Origin of the sequence: Vagococcus sp. AM17-17 (genome assembly GCF_003471765.1) — a bacterium.
GTDB lineage: Bacteria > Bacillota > Bacilli > Lactobacillales > Vagococcaceae > Vagococcus > Vagococcus teuberi.
This window is the reverse complement of record NZ_QRJY01000012.1, coordinates 14036-35803: the sequence shown is the minus strand read 5'-3', so window position 1 is coordinate 35803 and position 21768 is coordinate 14036. Positions and strand designations below refer to the sequence as shown.

General features: G+C 32.2%; 13 protein-coding genes and 2 pseudogenes. 2 read left to right on the top strand and 13 right to left on the bottom strand.

Translation table 11 applies throughout. The features are described 5' to 3' along the window. On the bottom strand, positions 1-1448 hold a 1448-nt coding region (locus tag DW196_RS09625; RefSeq protein WP_233541950.1), incomplete at its 3' end, for an Ig-like domain-containing protein. Between the two features lie 443 nt (positions 1449-1891). Then, positions 1892-2611, bottom strand: a pseudogene (locus DW196_RS09620) (IS30 family transposase); the annotation flags it as partial. Between DW196_RS09620 and DW196_RS09615 the strand changes: the two are divergent. Next, the gene (locus tag DW196_RS09615) at positions 2579-2731 is read left to right on the top strand and encodes a transposase (protein ID WP_118251113.1); all 153 of its coding nucleotides are present in this window, start codon (positions 2579-2581) and stop codon (positions 2729-2731) included. The pseudogene DW196_RS09620 and the gene DW196_RS09615 overlap by 33 nt on opposite strands. A gap of 162 nt (positions 2732-2893) precedes the next feature. On the opposite strand, the gene DW196_RS09610 is transcribed toward DW196_RS09615, so the two are convergent. The 11 genes and pseudogenes from DW196_RS09610 to DW196_RS09560 all read right to left on the bottom strand — a co-directional run bounded on the left by DW196_RS09610 (position 2894) and on the right by DW196_RS09560 (position 19327). Then, on the bottom strand, positions 2894-6589 hold the full coding sequence (locus tag DW196_RS09610; protein ID WP_118251112.1) for a Cna B-type domain-containing protein: 3696 nt from the start codon (positions 6587-6589) through the stop codon (positions 2894-2896). 263 nt (positions 6590-6852) lie between these two features. Then, entirely contained in the window at positions 6853-7623 is a 771-nt protein-coding gene (locus DW196_RS09605) for an IclR family transcriptional regulator (RefSeq protein WP_071457693.1), read from the bottom strand. 96 nt (positions 7624-7719) lie between these two features. Continuing rightward, positions 7720-8592, bottom strand: a complete 873-nt coding sequence (pepI, locus tag DW196_RS09600; protein ID WP_118251111.1) for a proline iminopeptidase — start codon at positions 8590-8592, stop codon at positions 7720-7722. Between the two features lie 93 nt (positions 8593-8685). Continuing rightward, the gene (locus DW196_RS09595; RefSeq protein WP_118251110.1) at positions 8686-9798 is read right to left on the bottom strand and encodes a VanZ family protein; all 1113 of its coding nucleotides are present in this window, start codon (positions 9796-9798) and stop codon (positions 8686-8688) included. A gap of 36 nt (positions 9799-9834) precedes the next feature. Then, positions 9835-10155, bottom strand: a complete 321-nt coding sequence (locus DW196_RS09590) for a PTS lactose/cellobiose transporter subunit IIA (RefSeq protein ID WP_187363595.1) — start codon at positions 10153-10155, stop codon at positions 9835-9837. 266 nt (positions 10156-10421) lie between these two features. Further along, positions 10422-11277 (bottom strand): annotated as a pseudogene (locus DW196_RS09585) (IS30 family transposase). Between the two features lie 114 nt (positions 11278-11391). Next, the gene (locus DW196_RS09580) at positions 11392-12906 is read right to left on the bottom strand and encodes a BCCT family transporter (protein ID WP_118251109.1); all 1515 of its coding nucleotides are present in this window, start codon (positions 12904-12906) and stop codon (positions 11392-11394) included. Between the two features lie 666 nt (positions 12907-13572). Next, entirely contained in the window at positions 13573-15096 is a 1524-nt protein-coding gene (locus tag DW196_RS09575; RefSeq protein ID WP_118251108.1) for an amino acid permease, read from the bottom strand. Positions 15097-15118: 22 nt separating this feature from the next. Beyond that, complete coding sequence (locus tag DW196_RS09570) at positions 15119-16522, bottom strand: C69 family dipeptidase (protein WP_118251107.1); 1404 nt, start codon at positions 16520-16522, stop codon at positions 15119-15121. 29 nt (positions 16523-16551) lie between these two features. Continuing rightward, the gene (locus DW196_RS09565) at positions 16552-17883 is read right to left on the bottom strand and encodes a C1 family peptidase (RefSeq protein WP_118251106.1); all 1332 of its coding nucleotides are present in this window, start codon (positions 17881-17883) and stop codon (positions 16552-16554) included. Between the two features lie 25 nt (positions 17884-17908). Further along, on the bottom strand, positions 17909-19327 hold the full coding sequence (locus DW196_RS09560) for an APC family permease (protein WP_084657264.1): 1419 nt from the start codon (positions 19325-19327) through the stop codon (positions 17909-17911). A gap of 833 nt (positions 19328-20160) precedes the next feature. Between DW196_RS09560 and DW196_RS09555 the strand changes: the two genes are divergently transcribed. Then, positions 20161-21732 (top strand): Nramp family divalent metal transporter, encoded by a 1572-nt coding sequence (locus DW196_RS09555; RefSeq protein ID WP_071457699.1) that lies wholly within the window; start codon positions 20161-20163, stop codon positions 21730-21732. Positions 21733-21768 lie beyond the last annotated feature (36 nt).

Below are 21768 nucleotides of genomic sequence, written 5' to 3'. Positions count from 1 at the left end.
GTACCATCTTCCGCTACTGTCCCTTTTCCAATCACGTTATTATCTTTATCCTTGATCGTGATCTCATCGCCACCAATCCCTTTGCCGGATACTACTTGCTCTCCTTCTGTTGGTTGGTTGATTGTCGGTTTATGGGCGTCTTTATCGAATGGTTTTTCAGCCACCGTTGTGGTCCCTGGGGTCCCTTCTTTTCCATCGGTCGTTGGGATAACGGTTAATTCTTCCCCTTTTTCTAACGGACGATCGGTTTTAACAGTAAACGTACCATCTTCCGCTACTGTCCCTTTTCCAATCACGTTATTATCTTTATCCTTGATCGTGATCTCATCGCCACCAATCCCTTTGCCGGATACTACTTGCTCTCCTTCTGTTGGTTGGTTGACGGTCGGTTTATGGGCGTCTTTATCGAATGGATCTTCTCTCTCTACTGAAACTGCTTTAATTTTAGCGACACCTTCCGTAATTTGGCTAAGAACGTCTTCTCCAGTAGCATCAAAAGTACTCTTTCTATATTGTGACAATAAACTATCAACTTCTTTTAAAGCTTTTTCTTTTGCACCTTCTTTAGCATCTGTAACTGCATTTATTTCTGCCTTTTTAGATTTGGCCTCATCTTCAAATTGTTTAAACCCTAAATCTTGATTTGTAAAATCTTTGCTAGCTTGCTCTAATTTTACTTCAATGGTATTCTTATATAAACTATTTACATCAGTCAGAGACAAGCTATCAAAGTCAGTTACTTCACTTAAAGATTTCATAACGTCTATATAACCTTTTTCTACAATAGATATAGACTTTTCAAAAGTTTTATTTTTTTCTTCTTCCGTAAAGTTACTTAGCTTCATTATGTCTCCTCTATTGTCCTCAACATTCCCTTTAGAAAGAAAAAAAATATTATTTCTATTTGGATTAATGACTAGAGAAGTTCCATCGATAAAATGGATAACCGTATTACCGTCTGCAAAAGCTTTGTCATTGTCAAATGCCTCCTCCCCTGAGAAATCAACTCTTAACATAACAGTAGATTGCCCTAAAATATTAGTTCCACCTATTATTTTTGCTTTAGGATTGAATTTAGTACTATTTGGTCCATTATTTAATTGGAACTCGATATAATCTACATCAGAGGCTTCTTTACCCTTAATTTCATAGAGTAGGTTTAAATAAGAATCGGCGCCATCTTCCTGTGCTGTAGATCCTGATCCAACCTCCAATATTGGTGGATAATAGCGTTGTTTATAGTTTACTACAGTATCTGCATGAACAGTAATAGAAGATAATCCTGACAAAATGTTTATATTACTAGAAATTGACTCTAAACCAATCATCGTCGTGATAATTGCTGCATAAACCCATACTTTTTTTACTTTCCTCCTTTTATATCTATGTATCTTATCTTGAGGTTTAGCATTTAAAAAGTTCACTATCTTCTTTTGTTTATCATTCATAAATTAACACTCCCTATTTATATATTTTTTCACTGTGCTGATTAGTTTAATATTAATACAAAAAAGCAGCAGTTTTTTATCTATATTTGCTTTTTTATAACTTAAACAACACAATGCGAAACACAATATATACTTTTCCAACGATAAATAACCTTATAGATATTATACTATCGTTTTTTTATATATATTCCATTTATTTTATATAAATAATACATTTTAAGTTTCAAAAAGTAAAGAATAAAGATCTAATTTCAAAAAATGTTCTTTTTTTATTGTTTTAAGTCTGATAAATATACAAAATTCCATTATAAATTATATAGGTTTTACGGACTTAGTTTATTGTAAAAAATAGAGGTAAGTAGCGTACTCAAAAAAGTTAAGCTGTATATTTTTTGACATAGATAAAAAATTCATCTGCCTTTATTCTTTTACATTTCCATTTGTCAAATTAGTCTAGGTAATATATCATTGTCTACATAACTCAAAAATACTTTCAATGGTGTTTTATAGTTTAATGATTTTATAGGAACATTATTTCTTTTAGATGCGATAGGTTGGATAGAAGATTCTTCAACTTTGTTGCAATCCATTTGTTTAGGTAAGCCATCTTTACGTAATAAACCATTAGAGCGTTCATTTAAAACTAGTTGTGAGGGTGTTCCTGGATCGGCAAAATAACTATCAATATCATTTAGATTGCTTATTGATTTCCAATTAGAAAATTCTTTACCACAATCGAATGTGATTGATTTAAATAGATGGCATGGAAACTTTTTAAACCAATTATTTAAACTATTTTCGATATCTTTCGCTCGTCTGCCTATTGGTTTTAACGTAATAATAACTTTTGATAGTCTTTCAAAAAATGTGATAACAACAATTTTATGATCTTTTCCAACAATTGTGTCACCTTCAAGGTGACCAAATTCATTATTAAAGAGTTGATAATCCTTATTACGTTGATGAATGTTTCTTTTAAAGGCTTGTTTTACTCTTTTTTCTCTATAACCATTTGCTTTCCCTTTACATTTCATAGGTAATGCAGTCAAATCAAACAGTCCTTGCTTAAATAATCTATAAAGAGTACTGATAGAACATGATCTAGAAAACTCAGCACGACCAATAATGACATCTGGAGTCCATCCTTTAACAACCTTCTTCTGTTAGAAGGTCTTAACAATAAAATTAAAGTCATTAAACGTGTGATCTATGGCTATCGAAACTTTCTACTATTCAAACGACCTATCTTTTTGATTCAAGATCAAGTTTTTCAGATTAAATAAAAAAGCGAGAGAATTTCTTCCCTCACTTCAATTAATTCTATTTCATTTTTGAGATTTTTTTATCTACATTATTGTCCATCAACACGATTTAACATAGAGCCTATTTTCTTTGGTTCGAAATACAATTTAAGTATATCACAAACGTTTTTTTAGTTGTCTAGCTTAATTTTTAAATCGACGTTTTAAAAAATAAAGCAGTATAATTATCAAAATAGTTACTAATCCTATTATAGAGAATATATAATTATACGATTCACCAGTTTTTGGTAATATTTTACTAAGAAGACTTTTATCTGAATGGTTTGTTGATGATCGTGTAATATTATGAGAATTAGTAATAATAATATTACCTTTGTTAGTATCATCTATAGTCATTGTATAACCATCTATTTTATCTATTTCTTTTACTGTATAAATAACATCAGTACCATTTTTCTTTAACGCTAAATCGTTCCATGTTGTTGTCCAATTGTTGGAATCATTTAGTTCTACTGGTTTTCCTGACTTAATGCCATTTGCGTACAGTTGAACAGAAATTTTATTCGGTCTTAATCCATCTTGGTTATTACCATCATTCCATGCCTTTGTTACAGAGACGCTAGTTTTTCCAGGGGTATAGGTATTGATAATATCCGTACCAGAAATTTCAGTTGAATAATCAGGAATAGTATTTTCTGTAATAGAATACACAATTTCTTTACCATCATTGAATTTATCTAAATCGGTAAAATTATAACTCCAATTATCTTTCTTTGATACTTCTTTGGAATCAACGATTTTGCCATCCGCCAAGAGGTTAACGGTAATAGAGTCTGGACGTTTTCCATCTCGATTATTGTCATCGTTCCATATCTTCCTTCCGCTAATACTGGTTTTTTCAAGTGAATAAGTATTAGTTATATTATAGCCATCAATAGATGTTTCATATCCATGAACGGGCTCTTCAATAACTGTATAAGTAATCTTCTTTCCATCTTTATATACAGGTAATCCGGTAAAACTATACTCCCAATTGGTCGTTTCATCGACTATTTTTTCAGCTTCAGGTTTTCCATTAGCAATTAAATAAACAGTAATAGATTTAGGTCGCTTTCCATCATTATCGTTCGCATCATTCCATGTTTTGATACCTTTAATATCAGTCACTTCTGAAGTATAATGGTTAACTAAATTTGTTCCATTAATAGTGGTTTCATAATGAGGGATTGGTTCTTCTTGAATAGTATATTTTATTTCTTGTCCGTTTTTATATTTATCTAAATTATCAAATTCGTATGACCAAACACCAGACTTATCAGGTGTTACCTCTTGTTGCTTTATACGCTCACCATCTGCATAAAGATACACAAGAATTGATTTAGGACGTTTCCCATCGTTATTGTTATCATCATCCCACGTTTTAGTTCCTGATATTTTTGTTTTATCTACATCATGAGTATTTAATAAATTTATGTCATTTAATGTTAGATCGTATCCAGGTACAGGATTTTCACCAACAGTATACTTTATTTCTTTCCCATTACTATTTTTAGGTAGATCTGTAAATGTGTATACCCAATTGGTTTCTTCCGTAACTATTTGACGATCAACTTCCTTTCCATTTGCATATAAAATAGCTGTAATTTTATTTGGCCGAATACCGTCTTGATTATCTTGGTCATGCCACGATTTTGATCCAGTAACTGTTGTTGTTTCTGGAGTATGCGTGTTTGTTATATTCACTCCATCAATCTCTGTTTCATATCCCTCTACTGGTATTTCCCCTACAGTATAGTTAATTTTTTCCCCTTGTGAATAGACAGGCAAATCATTAAATTCATATAACCAATTATCTGATGCCGTCACTATTTTTCGAGCTGTTTCAACACCATTTGCGTATAAAATGATTGTAATTTTATCCGGTCGAATACCATCTTGATTATTGCCATCATTCCAAGTCTTTTCACCTTGAATCTTTGTTAACTCAACATCATGCTTATTTGTAATAATAATATTTCCATGATCAGCATCATCAATAGTTGTTGTATAACCCGGTATATTTTTAGAACCATTCACTTCTTCAACTGTATATTTAATTTTTTCTCCACTATCCATTAAAGGTAAATCTGACCATGTTGTTGACCAGTTATTCTTTTCATCTAACAATACAACAGAACCTACCGCTACCTTACCTTTTTCAGTTTGTTTATAAAGTTGAACTTCAATACTGCTTGGTCGTATGTTATCTTGATTGTTATTGTCATCCCACATCTTAGCGACTGAAACGCTCGTTTTTCCTGGAGTATAAGAATTTGTGATTGTTGTGCCATTCACTTCAGTTGAATAGTCAGGAACGGTATCTTCTGCAATGCTATAAACTATTTTCTTTCCATTCGCATATACAGGTAAATTTGTAAATTCATAAGTCCAATGACCTTCTGAATTAGGTGTTACAATTTTTTCATCTATTTCCTCACCATCTGCTAATAAATTAACAGTCACTGAATTAGGACGCTTATTATCCTGATTATTCTGATCATCCCAAACTTTTTCACCGGATATTTCAGTCACTTCTGGACTATAAGAATTCGTAATGGTAGTAGATAATTGATCTCTATCTGTTGTGATAGATGAACGATAAGGATCTATTTCTCCTAACTCTTTCACACTATACTCGATTTTTTTCCCATTCGTAATAGCATCTAATTCATTCCATGTATGTTGCCAATTGTTGTTAGCATTTAATGTTATGGGATCTCCTAGTTTTTGATTATTAGCATATAACTGGACAGTTATCTCTTTTGGTCTTTTACCATCTTGATTATTCTGATCATCCCATTTTTTGTAGACAGAATAATGTGTTTGATTGACGATGTCAATTGATTTTTCAGTCGATAGTACTTTATTAAATTTATACCCACCCAATACTGGTTGTTTATTATTTTTATTGTCATAATGAGTAGTAAATGCTTTATCTGAAGTAACTGTTGCACTTGCTGATACTATAAGTTTTGATTGAGATTCCTGCAAAAGCTTTTTAGGTACTTGTATATATATTTTATTATTTGATTGCGGTGTAATAGTAACGTCCTTAGTAACATCACGTTTTTGACTCTTTTCTTCTATTGACACTGCATACTTGATATCTTTAACATCGAACGATTCGGTTGACCCTGAATTTACAATAGTAGTTGAAAAAATATATGTATCATCATCTTCACTTTCTTTAGATAATTCTGTCGCTTCATATTGAATATTATTAATAACCTTTAACGCATCGGTATACGTCGGATTATAAAAATTTTTATTTTTATTTGCTTCGTTAATTAATGCAATAACCTCGGGATTATTTTTAATTACATTACGACTCATCGGAAATTGTGTAGGATTAGTAAAATGCCAAATTGCTAATTGTGTATAGACATACTTATTGTAAAAATTAGCCTTATTAAAGCTATCTATAGGGCTGTTTCCACCACTTTTATTTGGTATGTTTTTATTCCATTTAAGGTTTTCAATATTATTATAAAAATTTGACGATAACCAATTAATTTCTGGTATTAATTGTTTACTAGGTTCTAACGTATTTAATTCTCCATCAGTTGGATTATATTTGCGTTCGTCTAAACAAAAGTACATATTATTTTCCTTATCTCCAATAATAGAAATATTAAAAACATCATTAGCACTTTTCAATTTAACAATATCTTCCTTAATTTCATATCCATAGACTAGGTTAACACGATCATCAATATTTTTATTTTGCTCAGGTAACATCCCCGTGATTTCTGAATTCGATGATGCCCATACCAAATCAGTTTTAATAACTAGACAAATAGAAAAACAAATTAGCATCATAATAAAATATATTTTTTTCAATTTTTTCTCCTTTAATATATTTAGTTAAATTCTTATTTTAGTTTAAATTATAACTTAAAAGTCAATTTATAACAACTTTTTTATTATAATGTTAATAATCTTTATTAATAGACAGTGATAATGCCCTAAGTATGTCAAAAAACAAAAAACATTTGCGATACACTCAAACTGTATTTCCAACCAAAGGAAACAAGAAGAGTGATCACAAATGATTTTGTTTAGTTATTTTGCTTAATTTTACAATCAGCATAATTTGTTTATATTTAATTCAAATTTTTTTCAATAGTATTTTTTGCCTCTAACATTTTATCAATCACAAAATTTCTAAATTCTTCATTTACTCTAAATTTTGGCATACTAACACTAAACGCTCCTTCAACCCGTCCTTGTTTAGTCATTATAGGCATAGCAATACAATAACAATCTTCTTCCATTTCCTCATCATCATAGGCAATATTTGTTTCTTTTATCTTCTGTAATTCTTTCTTCATCAAAAATTTGTTAGTAATAGTATTTTCTGTATAAGCTTGTAGCGGAACTGTTTTAAAGTAGTGCTCTAATTCTTCATCATTATATGCCGATAAAAACACTTTTCCCATTCCTGTCGAATAAAGAGGTTTTCTTGCTCCAACCTTAGATGACATATAAATCGACTTTTCCTTAGGTTCTAGTTTATCTATATAGATCAGTTCATTATTATTAGACATCCCTAAATGTATTGTTTCATCTACTTCTAACTGAAGTTTTTCTAAACTGGGCTCAGCTATGTTTTTTAACATCGAATTACTTGAATATACTTGACTATATTTTACTATGCTAGGACCTAGATAATATGTTTTACTTTTTTCATTTCGTGTTACATATCCAATAAGTATTAATGTATCCAATATTTTTAACGCGGTAGATGTTGTCAGGCCTGATAAGTCTGCAACCTGTTTTAGTGTAATATCACCTGTTGTTTCTGCTAAGCAATCTAGTATTTTAGCCGCTTTAATCAATACTGTTCCATATGGTTTCAATTGATTGTCTTTCACGCTTTCACCTCATTATTTCCTAATAAGAAAAAGAATATTCTTATTAGGAAATTCTACCATAGATTAATAAAAATAGGTAGTATCCTCTTAACCTGCTCACTTTTCAAGCCAACTAGCTAATATATTAATGTATTTATCTCGTTCTTCTACAAACGGCATATGTCGACTGTGTTGAAATAACTCCCAGGTTGCGTTTGGAATTTCATCATACATTGTCTTGGCAATCACAGGGGTACACAAGTCATCAGCCCCACTAATAATCAAGGCTGGCACCTTAATTTGATGCAACTGAGCGGTATAATCAAATGTTTTTAATGTTCCCATAGGAAAGAATTCATTTGGTCCCCACGCATACAGATAAGCTTGCTCTCCTCTGGTTTTTTGACGTCTAAGAGGTTCCGGAGATGTTTTAGTTGGCATATCACCTGCATGTCGTTGCATAAATAGGTCATTTGCTTTTAAATACTCTGGTTTTGAGAAATCATTGTTTGCTTCAGCATATGCTATAGCTTCTTGCTCTTTTTCATCCATTAATTTGATTAAACGATGTTGCTCTTGTTTCCATAATTCCGCAGACGATAAGGTACTCGATAAAATAATACTGTCTACACCACTAGGTTCTTTGTCACACATATATTTAATAAGCAACATCCCTCCCCATGACTGCCCAAGGATATGAACTCTTTCTAGACCTAAATATTCTCTTAATGTAATCAACTCATCTAGCCATGTTTTAGCTGTCCACAACTCTGGTTTATTAGGAATAGATGACAAACCACAACCTAATTGGTCGTACATGATTAGTTGTCGCCCATCATCTGCCAGTTCATCTAATAATTCAAAATAATTATGTGTCGACCCTGGTCCTCCATGTAACAATAATAAAGGGTTTTTTTCAGATGCTTCTCCGACAATTCGATAATATATTTGATACTCTAAAAATGGCATGTATCCTTCTGTAACCTTCATTTTCTCTCCTACTTTCTCATGACTATTTATAAAGTATCATATCATTTACACACAATGAAACCTACCTCTTCATGTTAAAAGGTAGGTTCATATTTATTTTCTGATGAAAATTATTCTAGATAAGTGATTAAAAAATACAACATCTTTTTTATTAATCCAATCTCTTACAATAATAAATAAAAAACTCGCCCACACAAAATATACGATCAGTGAATACAATAGTTGAAATAGAATCATATAGATATTCTCTGAATAAAAATCATAAATACTTTGCCCCAAACGACTGACAAGTGACGGAGTAAAAATAAGAATAAAACGATAGATAAGCGACGTGATGGGTTTCTTTTCTGGCAAGCGTATCGTGAGTTTGATTATTTTCCCTCCTACAGTTGTCCCTTTCATCATAAAAGGCAGAACTACCATGAAAAGAAAACTTATCACTAATTTTATTGAATACATGTCACTTTCTCGAAAAATAAACGTTGATAACAGCGAGCCAATCATTTGAGAAACAGCCAATGTTAGCAGGACTTCAACTAGTTGAGACCCATATGATGCAATATGATCGGATGTGTAACTATCATCTTGTTTATGTAGTTGATCTCGACTCGGAACAAAGAATAATAATATTGGCGCAACAAAAAAGCCAATCATTCCTCCTAAAGTATTCATCATCAAATCATCCACATCAAATAAACGATATGGGTACTCATAGTATCCAAATAAAGCCGTTAACTGTGATACCTCAAAAAATAGTGTCGTACTAAATATAATTGGTAATGCGACGTACCATTTTTTCGCTTTCTTAAAAAAGAAACGTAAATATACCCCTAAAGGCAATAGTAACATGATATTAAATAACACTTGTAAAAAAGTAAAAGACTTTACTAACTTGATATATGTCCTAGGATTGTTTGCTTCAAATCCAGGTATGGTTGTAAAATCCTTTAAAAAATTAAATGGTTTTAACTGAATATATACATGATGTTTAAATTCTATATCGTGTCGATTTTTAGGTAGTGGTAAGCTTACTAGAAAAAAAGCGGTCAAACAATAATAGATAAAACTAAAAAATACTAGGTTACGCCAAAAGTTAAAATAACCATATTTTCGGTATTGATAAATCGTCCACGGAGCAGTCCCAATAAATGATATTACAGCAAAACAAATAATTGCCGTTGATAAGGGGACAGCGTATGATGGCATAATATTCCCTTCTTTCTAAAATTATAAATTTTTCTTTTACCTTGCATTAATCACTTTATATAAATCAACCATTTCTTTGGCTAAATCAGTAAAGGATATACTCGTCATCAAATGGTCTTGACTATGCACAGTAAGAAGTGTTACTTCTATTGGATTTCCTTGAGCTTCTTTAGTTAGCATCTCTGTTTGAGATTGATGCGCCTTTATCAAAGATTCTTTCGCCTCATTTAAACTTACTTCTGCTGTAGCAAAATCGTTTGTCTTTGCTGCCTGAATTGCTTCCATCGCATAACTTTTAGCATCTCCACTATGCATAATGAGTCCCATAATCATTTGCATGTTTTTCTCATCCATCACACATCACCCATCCTTACGTCTATAGTCATCTATCGCTTAAAAAAGATATACATAACGCTGACCTAATTTTAGTTCACTTTCTTAGGATTTGTCAATAAAATAAAAGGTCAATAAATCGGTCTCCTTAACCTTTTAAACGGTCGTTAGACAGTTATTTTTTTGTATCATTTGGTGTTGTAGATGAGCTGTTTAGGCTCTATAATCTAAAGGACTGATAAATCAAAATTCGATTCATCAGCCCTTTTTAGTTTATTTCATTTCATTTGTTAAATTAAGCTAGACAAAATATCATTGTCTACATAACTCAAAAATACTTCCAATGGTGTTTTATAATTTAATGATTTTTTAGGAATATTATTTCTTTTAGATGCGATAGATTAGATAAAAGATTCTTCAACTTTGTTGAAATCTATTTTTTTAAGTAAGCCATCTTTACGTAATCACCCATTAGAGTATTCATTTAAACCACGTTGTGAGGGGTTCCTAGATCGGCAAAATAAATATCAATATCATTTAGATTGCTATTTAATTTCCAATTAGAAAATTCTTTACCACAATCGAATGTGATTGATTGAAATAGATGACGTGGAAACTTTTTAAGCTAATTATTTAAACTATTTTCGATATCTATTGCTCGTCTGCCTATTAGTTTTAACGTAATAATCACTTTAAATAGTCTTTCAACGAGTGTGATAACAGCACTTTTAAGATCTTTCCCAACAATTTTGCTGCCTTCAAGGTAACTAAATGCATTATTAAAGAGTTGATAGTTCTTATTACGTTGATGAAAGTTTCTTTTAAAGGCTTGTTTTCCTCTTTTTTCTTTATGCTCATTTGGCTCTCATTGGTAAAGAAGAGACATCAAAATCGTCTCTTTAAAATAAACGATAAAGAGTGCGAGCAGAACAAAAACTAGAAAACTCAGCACGTCCAACAATCACATCAGAGGCCAACCTTGCACCACTTTCTTTTGGATATATTCTTTTTCGTTATCAGGTAAACAGGTAGACCGTCTATCGCAATTTTTTTATTTGTTTGGTATCGTTGATAATAATCAAGAATAGATAACCCATTGTTTAATGCGTTATAAATATTGTAAATAGTCTATCCAGATTGTTTCAATTATTTAGCAACAAATATTACTTTCTTATTTTGATAGTAATATGATTCTATTAAAGCGAGTACATCTGTAGTAAGATGTGTAAACGTTAGTGTCTTCATCTTTTTAATGATGTCTTACTCTGAGATTCGATAATCCTTTGATATAGTTTTAAAGAACTGAACCATCATAAGAATAATAATAAAGATAAATGGAAACGAAGATAGCACTGATACAGCCTGTAATGTTTCAAGACCACCAGCATACAATAAGATAATCGCTATAGAAGACTGAACTATCCCCCACGATACTTTAACTCGTTTTGTTGGAACTAGCTCTCCTTCTGAACTGAACATTCCTAGAACATATGTTGCTGAATCAGCTGAGGTTATAAAGAATGATGATACTAATAACATTGCTAAACCAGTTAAAATTTTTCCAAAACTACCATAATTTTCTAACATGGAAAACAGACCAATTTCAACACCTTTTTCTTGTATAACACTAAAAATATCAACATGATTAAACATTTCTTGCCAAATAGCTGACCCACCAAAAATTGTGAACCATAAAAAAGCAAAAATTGTTGGAATAATTAAAACGCCACCTATAAACTCTTTTATTGTTCTACCTTTAGAAATGCGTGCGATAAACGTGGATACATAAGGTGACCATGAAATCCACCATGACCAATAAAATAAAGTCCAACTATTTATCCATTCACGGCCACTTTCATCAAAAATAGACATATGAAAACTTAATACAGGCAATTCTTGAATGTAATTTCCAACGCTCTGAACGAATAGATCAAGTAAAAACGATGTTGGACCAATAAATAAAACTGCAAACATTAATAAACAAACAAAGACAACATTAGTATTACTTAGAATTTTCACACCTTTATCTAGCCCTGTCATAGCACTTGTTAAATATAGAATAGTTACAACTATGATTACGATAAATTGCACATAAAAAGTATTTGGTATACCTTTAAAAAGATAATTTAATCCACCTGATATTTGTTGAGCACCTAATCCAAGTGACGTTGCTACCCCAAAAACTGTAGCAATTATAGCAATTATATTGGTAACTGTAGTGACTTTTGGCCGATGTTTTTCTTTAAACAAGTAGATAACACTCTCACTTATTAATGCTGGTCGATCATGTCTAAATGTATTATAGGCAATAATTAATCCTAAAAAAGCATAAAGTGACCATGGCTGTAATCCCCAATGAAAAAACGTATAATTCATGGATAAACGAGCACTTTGAATTAAGTTGTCAGACTCCACGGCAGGCTCATATAAATGCATAATTGGCTCAGATACTCCCCAAAAAATAAGCCCTATACCCATTCCAGCACTAAAAAGCATAGCAATCCATGATACATAACCAAATTGAGGAATATCGCTTTCTTTTCCTAATTTAATATCTCCATATTTTGAAAACATTAGAAATACACATAAAATTATAAAAGATAGCATCAGTAATGTGTATAACCAGCCAAATTCGTTTGATATAAATCTTTGTGCTACCATAGTTACTTCATTTAATGAAAATTTTCCCAACGCAGATTGTGGTGTCACTCCCCATATAGTAAAAAATAAACAAACAAAGATTGAAATGATGTATACTTTATATTTTTTCAACATCCAGCTTCTCCTCCATATAATCTTTCATAAACTTTAATCATAATAATTTCAAGTGCAGTGTATAGACTAATAAAATAGATTGTTTAAGCATTAAATTAATTATTTTATGAACACTCTTAACAGTTTTTATAACGATGTTTTTTTGAAAATTATTATTAAAAAATAACATAAAAGTTAGCTTGTAAACCTTTATTAATTAAATTTTACCATATAATATTAACTGAATAAAGACTCTTATTTTTAACTCTTTTGCTATAGCCTAGTACATTAGGTTCTAATACAAAGTTAAAAAATGAGACAGACTCAGCCCAATTTTGTTTAATGGGCTATGTTGCTTTAAGCAGATTTCAATTCAATTGATCGGATATTTTCTGCTACTTTAAACAAGCCATTAGTTGTCGCAGCTGTTTAGGCAACTTGATTTCCTCAGTTTGAATTGAAATCTTTCTTCATTTCATTGAGTCGTTCACTAGCAAATGACTTAGACATATAAAACACGCCATTCCTAAATTTATCGTTTTATTGGTACACTTATATATCACTCCTTTTGTATGTATATCTCTAGTTATTTTTGTGGATCTCTTACAACTTTTTTATGGTGTGTTAACTAAATTTTTGTACAAAATAATAACTGTTTACCTAAAAAGATAAACAGTTATTCCGTTATTATTTATTTATTGTCTGGGTACTATCTTTTGCCATCTCTTTTTGTACATCAGTTAACCAGCTAGCTTTTTTCTTGTTATAGATGATTAATGGGATACTAAATAGAATACCGACAAAGATTAAAACAAAGATTAAGTTTTCAATCGTATTACTCATAAAGGTTAACGTTAAAGCAAACACGATAGTTACCATCAGTAAACCCGCAAAGAAGAATCCAAGACCATTTCCTTTTTTACCTACACGGAAAGGGTGTTCTGTATCGGGCGATTTTCTTCTCATCGCAATAAATCCCAAAGCCATTAATGTATAAGCTAGACAATAGATCATTGTGCCACTATTTGTGATAATAACGAATACTTTGTTAATTCCAGGGATAACAACGTATGCTCCTGACAAAATAGTAATCGCAATCGCTTGAACAAATAGTAAGGTATTTGATGAGTTAAATTTATTTGTTTTCCAGAATTTGAATTTTTCTGGGAAGTCTCCTTCTCTAGCACTTGCAGTGATTGTTTTTTGAGCACTGATAAACCATGTAGACATATTAGTCAATACACTCACAATAGAAAGTAAGCAGAAAATTTGAACAACAAAATATGGTAAGCCTAAACGATCAGCAAACAATTGTAATGGCTGAGCCCCATTGTTTAATTGGATTTTACCTGATGGGATAACATTTGCTACTAAAAATGAGTTTATCAATGAGAACAATGCTAATAAGATAAGGGATGTAATAACACCTTTAGCATATTGTTGAGATGGTTTTTTCAGACGAGTGATAAACACAGAAGACATCTCTATTCCTAAGAAAATAAAGATAATCCCACTAAAGTACATTCCAGAACCACTTGTGAACGATTTAGGAACTAATTTTGACCAGGAAAAGGTTCCTAAAATACTATCTGGGTTTAAACCAATTTTTACAAAGGTAAACATACCCAGTATAAATAACATCACAACAGGAATATATAAACCTAACCAAATACCAAATTTACCATTTACTTTTGCCATGTCGAATTTTAAATTCAACAGTGTCATGCACCAAACTAATCCTAAAATAACTACCAATGTAAACATCGAATTCTCGATTAAACTTTCTTTTTTCAGTAATAACGCAACCATTGGCGCAAAACCAGTTCCTACTACAACCATGGAAGGAAACATCGCTGCCCAAATGAGCCAAGACGTTACAAATCCCCACTTAGGTCCCAGGGTATTTTTAACCCAGAGCTCTGGACCCCCTTGACCAGGAAATGTTGTCCCAAACTCTCCAGACATTAAAGCAATTGGTAAAGCAAACCCAACCACAGCAATACCCATGAATAAAAACATGTTCCATCCTGTTGCCGTCAATGTTGAATAATACGGACCTGCTACAAGAGAGAATGTTAACCCAATAAATGTTGCTAATGTTATTTTTGATAAAGTACCTTTTTTACTTGCAGTGTTATTTCCTTGTGCATTAGTTGCTACCGGTTCAACACTTGAAGCAGTAGATGCCTTACTACCACTTTTGTTTTCCATAATACGTTCTCCTCTCTTATTTTTATACATCTTTGGTTATATCAAAGGTGAGTTTAGATAAGCCTAGCCCTTTCTTAACCAATTCGCCGATATGAGTCATCGCTAATTCGTTCATTTGGTCAATATTTTTATTATTTTGTTCCGTTAAGAACTCTTCGATATTTTTAATATTGCCATCTTTAACAGCTTTATCTGTTTCTAAGACAAGATGTTTTGCTAATGTTTTAGCAGCTGTTAAATAGTCAAAGTTTACAGAAGATAATTTGTTGTAATCACGTTCCACTAATACAGCTAATGTGCGATACATCCAATAGGCTTGTTTAATATCATAGCTATCGGTTGTATCACGGTAGCTTTTTGGTGTATCTAAACTATTAGCGAAGAATGGCACATACGGATTAAAGGCAGTTGGTGCACTATTTAACCAAATGATTGCAGCGATTTCTTCAGGTACGTTGTTTCTGATTTCTAAAATATGAGATTCAGCCGTACGGTTCATAGAGATTGGTCTAAATACATTGCGATCGACATCACTCTCAGGATTAAATGGATCATAGATTGTTTCATCAAAGTGTGAACTTAGTACAGCAGCCACATCTTCAACTGTCAGTAAACGATTTGGTTTAAAGACAAATGGCATATCGCTACTTCTAGGATCTTCTACTTTATGACCTAAATAGTTTTGACCATACCACACACGGGCAGTATTATATTGTCTGTCTTCTTTTGTACTTGTTCCAAAAATATGGCGGAAATTAAATCCTTCATAATCTGGGTTTAATTGATACTCATCAACAAATTCACGAATTCCTTCAGAATACATAAAGTTTTCTGGGTCGTTAAAATTAATTTCTTCAATGATTGATTGGTTGGCAATCACAGCACAGCAATCATCTGGCACGCGTTGAGCAATCCAATGATGACCACATGGAATTTCCATATACCATACTTCATCTTTATCACTAAAAATGACACCATTTCCTTCATGAGAACCATGTTCTTTAATCAGTTGACCTAAATAAGTTACACCATCTCTTGCTGATTCAATATATGGTAAGACCATATTAAGTAATGAATCTTCACCTAAACCTGCTGGAGTTAATGGGTCAATGGCTAGAACATCTGTATTTGAGAAAATACTTTCTGTTGAACTCATGGCCACATTTTTTGAGTTAATTCCAGCTTCACCAAAAATACCAAGTTTACTTTCATCCAAAAATGGCACCATTGTATATTTCAATGATTTGTTTGGGTATTTTTCAGTAAATTTCGTCATATTACTTTTATAAGTGCCACTCACATGAGCATCTTCAGCAACAGTAATAAAACGAACGGGTTGGATAGGTTCTTCAGAGTCACAGTTTCTAGCAATCAAAGTTGATCCTGTTCTAGAGGCTTTTTTTCCGACAACAACGGTTGTACACATACTATTTCCTTCTTTCTATTGATACACGCTTAAGCGATTGGGTTCATAGGGTTCCAAAACGGCAATTCCACTGGTTCTGTTACTAAGGCTTGTTTTAAGTCTTCTGTTAGATAGTCTTTTTTCACAACGACTTCAAAGACAAATTCATCCATCCATTTGTCATCCATCACGCAGTAACCTTGGTCACCGATTTTTTCTCCCCAACTATTTTCTACTTTCCATTTAGTTGGCATATCACCTACAAGATTTACGCCACCAATTACCATAGCATGTGTTGGTAAGCTTTCTTTGTAGTTGAAACGATCGCCTTTTGTCATTGAAAAGTCCATGTTGAATAACTCTTCAAATTTATATAAATCATGAGACATGATTCCTTTTTGACGGTCAAAATGTTTTAACACATCACAACCAAACCAAACTGGTTCACCAGCTTTTAATTGATTAATTGTGGATTGTTTTAACTCATCCATTTTAATGTTTAGATAACGGTTTGGTGTGCCGCCTACCATGTTTCCTGATAACGCCACTTCGTAAACTTTACCAAAAGGCATGTTTTCAGCTGGAACGTTGATTAATCCAACATAGTCCGTTACATCAATATCAATGTAGTCAGTGTAAAGTTGTTGTGGTGTTAGCCCTTGATAAGAAGTGTATTTTTTGTCTTTGTCTCTGAATGTAAAGTCAATTGTTTTTGGTGGAGTCCCTAAAGCAATTGATAGTAGTCTGTAAACTTCAGATAGACTTTTTTCGATGTAATCTTTAATAGTAGCTTCTGTCGCATCATCTTTAACAAGTTGTCTTAACTCAACAGCATCACGTCTTAATTTACGATTTAACATCGTATTTAATTCAGCTGATGTGATACTACAGCTTGAGTCATTCATTTCATAAATTGGTACGACCCCATATTTTTCTACTAATGAGATGATTAAGTTCCAATCGCCACCATCTTGTTGTGGTGAGTTGATTAAAAATTGAACGTCGCGACTAGAAATAGGCTCGTTTGCTGTATTAAGAATATTTTGGTAGAAGTAATTCGCTTTTTCTAATTTGTCATAGAAAAATAAATAGTTTTGTGATAATTCAAAATTTTCAATATTATATTGTTTTTCTAATTGGAAACGAATGACGTTTAAACAAGCAAACATCCAGCAACGACCACTTTGATTTTGGTTTGTTACTTTATGTGAATCAATATCAATCGAAAAGTTAAAGTTCGCATCATCAATTGCACGAATATTTTCAGACGCTTTAAAAATACCGTTTGTTGTGGCAGCTGTTTGGGCGATTTCATTTGCTCTGTCACCTGCAAAAAGTTCTTGCATGTTATTAATTTGATCAAAAGTTAATTCATTTGTCATAATAGAACACTCCATTCATTTATTTTTATTTTGTTGAAACATGTGTTGGTGCACTTTGAGTAGTCGTTGCGACTTTGTCAGCTAATTTTGTGGTTGCTTGAGCGACTTTACCTTTTGGTGCTTGTGGTGCTGATGGTGAATCTGGTTTATTTTTGATACTTGTGTAATACATGATCAATCCAACAACAAACACACCGACGATTAGTAATAAAACATCTAATCTAAAGTTAGTTAATAAATACATTGAGATAATCAACGCAATAATTGGAATGGTATCTCCTCCCTTTAAAGAAAAACCATTATTTGGAAATTGTTTTGTATGTTTAAATTTAATTACGGCTAAAATTGATGGAACATATTGGATAAATGATGCTAAAACAATGGCCGCTACTAAGAAGATATAGCTAAATGACACTAAGAAAATACTGATAATCATCGTAATAATGACCGCAATATAAGGTGCATCATTTTTATTTCTTTTACCAAAAGCTGAGGGTAAAAGGTTATGTTCTGTTGATAAAGATGCAGCTAAAACTGGTGTGTTAAATGATACGGCAAAAGCCACACCAAAAATTGAAATAATCATACCAATGACAATCAGTACATATGCCCAATGACCAATAGAAGCGTTTAGTGCTTGAGCAATAGGAATATCAAATTTTGCAATATTTGGTCCTAAGATACCAATCGCTATTGCTTGTACTAACACATAAATAATAGTCACACTAGACATAACGGCGATTAATGCTTTTGGAATATTTTTTTCTGGGTTGTTCATTTGTCCAGCTGCTACTGGGATAAATGAAAATCCAGTGAACATGTAAAATACGACACTAAAGGCTTGACCAAAGTGACCAAAGAAGCTACCTGTTGTTTTAACACTTTCAGGAACAATAGGGGTAAAATATGCTGTTTTAATAAAGAACACACCGACGACAAGGAAAAATACCAAAGTAGCAATTTTAATAATTGAAGACACGCTGTTGATTTTTTTAACAATACTTGTACCAAATAGATTGATAATACTTAATAGAACTATCATACCAATTGGAAAAGCATATTTTGCAATTGGATTATCTAACACGGGATACATGCTTTTTAATGTTCGATGTAAGGCAACAGATTCTGCTGTAAATGTCAGACATCCTAAAAACCACGAAAATAAGCCAATTTGAAACCCAGTAAATCTACCAAATGCGTTATACGAATAAAGCCATGCTGCTCCTGATCCTGAAAATCGACTTGATAAATCCGCATAACACAATGCAACCATACTTACTGTTAATGCTGCAGTAAGCAAAACCAGAATACTCATTACCCCAATATTTTTATAAATCTGTTGCGGTAATAAAAACGCTCCTGATCCGACAATTGCATTGATACCCAAAAAATAAATTGACGTAAACGTCAACTTTTTATTAGGTGTTGCTGTTTTCGCACTCATGACATATCATCTCTCCTCTTCATCCATTTTTCATGAATTCGTTTTTATATTGCTTGTGATTAAATCATAACTCTTTTTTTTTTTTAAAACAATCTTTGATACATTAATAACAAAATCATCATATTAAATATTATTTTTAAATAAATTTAATACCTTTATGAATAAAAAGTAAATTATTTGTGGATTGTATTTCATTTATTAGTAATCAGCCTGTGAATGTTATGTTCTAAATAAGAATAGAATGCTTATTTTTTTGTCTTACTCATTCTTTATTCATCATTTCATCATATATATTTTTTTCGTCAAAAAAATAACTAACTTATTTCAATATTTTGTATGAAAAGTCTTTTTATACACTAATCTCAGTATCATTAGATAATTAATTCATCATGACTTTATAAGCTACTCATTTTATTGCAAATAAATAGAAAAAAGGAGGCTGACCCAAAAGTCACTTTTTAAATAAAAATCACTAAACTAATAAAATAGAAATCCCATGAAATCAAGATTTTAATAAACTTATTTCATGGGATTTTTTCTATTTTTAGACTTTTGGGTCAGCCTCATACCTATAATTTATCACTTCATTAGTTTTAGCCAATGAGGTTGTATCTATGCGATATCATCATAATTAGTCGATTATATCGTTCTTTCTTTATAGATTATAAAATAACCGAAATAGGGTGTTGATTATAATTAAAAAATATTCTCATCTTTAATGAACTGTCTTATGTCCCATTATTTCTCAGATGTCAATCTTTCAATAAACTTTACTTTCACATTTGCAGGTTTAAGTGTATGATATGTACAGAAAAAAATAAAGGAGGGGTTAAATGAGTGAACCTCATAATAATCATGAATCTCACAAACTAATCGCCCATACAAACGGACGCTCTTTAGAAGAAATAAATGGATCAGTTGAGGTGCCTGTAGGAAAAGGATTTTGGCGAACATTACTCGCTTATTCAGGACCTGGGGCGTTAGTTGCTGTTGGGTATATGGATCCAGGTAATTGGTCAACATCCATTACAGGTGGACAAAATTTTCAGTATCTATTGATGTCTGTCATTTTGATGTCTAGTTTAGTCGCTATGCTCTTGCAATACATGGCTGCTAAGTTAGGGATTGTCACCCAAATGGATTTAGCCCAAGCGATTCGTGCTAGAACAAGTAAAAAGCTGGGGATTGTCTTATGGATTTTAACTGAGTTAGCCATTATGGCCACTGATATTGCTGAAGTTATTGGAGCTGCAATTGCCTTGTATTTACTGTTTGGTATTCCACTGCTCTATGCCGTACTTATTACTGTATTTGATGTTTTGCTATTACTACTTTTAACAAAAATCGGTTTTAGAAAAATTGAAGCGTTAGTTGTCTGCCTAATTTTTGTCATTCTTTTTGTCTTTATTTATCAAATTGCCTTATCCAATCCATCATGGGGAGCTGTTTTTGAAGGCTTAATTCCTACTAAAGACACCTTTGCTGACTCACCAAGAATCGGAGGACAAACACCTTTAACTGGTGCACTAGGAATTATTGGGGCAACGGTTATGCCACATAATTTATATCTGCATTCAGCGGTATCTCAAACAAGAAAAATTGACCATTCTGATGAAAACCATGTAGCTGAAGCGGTTCGTTTTTCGACTTGGGATTCAAATATTCAATTGACTATGGCGTTTTTCGTTAATGCCTTATTGTTAATTATGGGAGTAGCCGTTTTTAAATCCGGCACTGTCAAAGACCCGTCATTCTTTGGTTTATATGAAGCTTTGTCAGACCCTAATACTTTAAGCAATGGGCTTCTTGTATCAGTGGCAAAATCAGGTATCTTATCCACTCTCTTTGCTGTCGCACTTTTAGCATCAGGACAAAACTCAACTATTACTGGAACGTTAACTGGACAAGTCATCATGGAAGGGTTTATTCATATGAAGCTTCCAACTTGGTTAAGACGTCTAGTGACACGTTTAATTTCAGTCATTCCTGTTATTATCTGTGTCATGATGACAAGTAAAAAAGGGACATTAGAAGAACACGAAGCCCTTAACAATTTAATGAATAACTCACAAGTATTCTTAGCTTTCGCCTTACCTTTTTCAATGATTCCACTCCTTATGATGACAAACAGTGAAGCTGAAATGGGACATCGTTTTAAAAATAATGGGATCGTAAAATTTTTTGGCTGGATGTCAGTTATTGCCTTAACTTACCTCAACTTATCTGGACTACCCAGTCAGATGGAAGCTTTTTTTGGTGACACGCCAAGTCAAACAGAACTAACCACCGCACACAGCATTGCCTATGTGCTCATTGTTGGAGTGCTACTTCTTTTAGCTTGGACCATATGGGATTTGTATAAAGGAAACAAGCGAATCATGGAAGCATCGCAAAATACACCATAATTATCTACCAATAGGATTGAAGTTATTTAAATCAAT

Excerpts from the sequence above, each read along its gene's own strand:
- pepI (WP_118251111.1), bottom strand. The coding sequence starts at position 8,592 with ATGAAGGTTACAGAAGGATACATGCCATTTTTAGAGTATCAAATATAT.
- DW196_RS09595 (WP_118251110.1), bottom strand. The coding sequence starts at position 9,798 with ATGCCATCATACGCTGTCCCCTTATCAACGGCAATTATTTGTTTTGCT.
- DW196_RS09580 (WP_118251109.1), bottom strand. The coding sequence starts at position 12,906 with ATGTTGAAAAAATATAAAGTATACATCATTTCAATCTTTGTTTGTTTA.
- DW196_RS09575 (WP_118251108.1), bottom strand. The coding sequence starts at position 15,096 with ATGGAAAACAAAAGTGGTAGTAAGGCATCTACTGCTTCAAGTGTTGAA.
- DW196_RS09570 (WP_118251107.1), bottom strand. The coding sequence starts at position 16,522 with ATGTGTACAACCGTTGTTGTCGGAAAAAAAGCCTCTAGAACAGGATCA.
- DW196_RS09565 (WP_118251106.1), bottom strand. The coding sequence starts at position 17,883 with ATGACAAATGAATTAACTTTTGATCAAATTAATAACATGCAAGAACTT.
- DW196_RS09560 (WP_084657264.1), bottom strand. The coding sequence starts at position 19,327 with ATGAGTGCGAAAACAGCAACACCTAATAAAAAGTTGACGTTTACGTCA.
- DW196_RS09555 (WP_071457699.1), top strand. The coding sequence starts at position 20,161 with ATGAGTGAACCTCATAATAATCATGAATCTCACAAACTAATCGCCCAT.